General features: G+C 40.4%; 1 protein-coding gene. It reads left to right on the top strand.

Annotated features, from left to right (window positions below; all coding sequences use genetic code 11):
• Positions 1-471 precede the first annotated feature (471 nt).
• On the top strand, positions 472-1,743 hold the full coding sequence (locus CK510_RS29990; protein ID WP_095725070.1) for a pyruvate kinase: 1,272 nt from the start codon (positions 472-474) through the stop codon (positions 1,741-1,743).
• The last annotated feature ends 27 nt before the right edge of the window (positions 1,744-1,770 follow it).

A 1,770-nucleotide genomic window follows, 5' to 3' on the forward strand; every position in this document is an offset into this window, starting at 1 on the left:
TCTTTAAGCTCTGCAAAAGCTTCTATAATTGCTGGTTGGCTCATGGAGGTAGATGCACACGCTTGGATTCGCGCTAGATTATACCACATAGCTCCTACTTTTAGAATGAAATAGCCCTGCTTGCTGCCTAATCCGTGAAATAAAAACAATCTGCTTCATTCACCTGAAAATCTTTGTAATTAGATAAGTTTAGCAGTGAAATATATCATTAATCGGTTAATCGAAGTTTAAGGTATAAAAAAACAAAATGAATATAGTTCTGAATCGTAGATACAAGGCAAATTTTCAAAAAAAACTTTTTCTTCACAAGTTCCTCATGTTTTTATCTGAAAATTAAGCATTCCTCGTAAACACTCAGAATAATCTTTTGAATGAAAATTGAAAAATAAAGCTGAATTAGTAAATAAATAAACCTTTTAAATTTCGTATAATTCTGATACTGAAGACCACAATAAAACCAAAAGATAACCGATGCTAATAGCTCACTCAGAGATAAATCGACATCTAATCTGTGATTACTCTTCTTTGGATTTATCAAACCCGGAAATTTTACTGAATGCGCTACAACAGTTACGTCAGTTGGTAATTCAAGAAGGAGAGGAAATTTTTAACCAATGGCGATCGCGTATTCAACGGCAAAATTTTCTGCAAAGTAGTCAGAACCTCGCGTATTATTTGGCACTGCGAAGGCATGATTTGCGTCCCCTACAAGCAGCTTTAATGCCTTGGGGTTTATCTTCTTTGGGGCGAATTGAAGCGCGAGTTTTGCCAAATTTGGATGCTGCGATCGCAACTTTGGGGGCAATTTGTGGAAGTTGTTCTGATTCTTTACCCAATCGTCCTTCACTGGCAGCATTTTTTGAAGGCGATCGTCTCCTCGAACAACATACCGAAGATTTGTTAGACGCAAAACTTAATCAGCGTCGAGTCAGGATCATGGTGACTTTGCCAACAGAAGCAGCTAGCTATTACGAATTTGTGCGGGATTTAATCCAACGTGGCACTAATTGCGTGCGGATTAATTGTGCCCATGATACTTCTGCGGAATGGTCTGCGATGATTGCCAATGTACGCATCGCAGAGGCAGAAACAGGACATTCCTGCAAAGTTTTAATGGATTTGGGTGGACCAAAACCTCGAATTGGAATCGCGAGATGCCTCCGGCACGCTGGCGCGAACGCTCCCAATGCCAAACAGAGGATATTTCGAGGTGAGTGTCTCTTATTAACCCGCGATTTACCGACTACGAATGAATCTACTTGTTTCCAAGTAAATTGCACCATACCCGAAATACTGGATCAATTAGAGGTTGGTGCAAGCGTTTGGATTGATGACGGTCATATCGGTGCAAGGGTTGAGTCGATCACAGAGGAGGGGGTACTGTTGCGAATCACCCATGCCCGCATTAAAGGCGAAAAACTAGGCGCAGATAAGGGTTTGAATTTTCCTGATACAACTTTGCGTTTTAGCCCTTTAACTCAAAAAGACCGGCAGGATTTGGATTTTGTTGCTACCCATGCCGATATTGTGGGCTATTCTTTTGTCCAGGAACCTGCTGATATCGAACTTTTACAGCGAGAATTGCAAGCCAGATTACCCATAAATGCATCAATACCTGGAATTATTGCCAAAATTGAAACTCCATTAGCTGTTAGCAACCTGCCAGAATTAATTGTCCAGGCAGCAGGTAAACAGCCATTGGGTGCGACTCTTTTAAGAATATGGTGTAAAATAAAAGAGTAATAAATGAAAAGCCTACCAGAATAGTAT

It is taken from the genome of Brunnivagina elsteri CCALA 953 (genome assembly GCF_002289455.1).
GTDB classification, from domain to species: Bacteria; Cyanobacteriota; Cyanobacteriia; order Cyanobacteriales; family Nostocaceae; genus Brunnivagina; species Brunnivagina elsteri.

Excerpts from the sequence above, each read along its gene's own strand:
- CK510_RS29990 (WP_095725070.1), top strand. The coding sequence starts at position 472 with ATGCTAATAGCTCACTCAGAGATAAATCGACATCTAATCTGTGATTAC.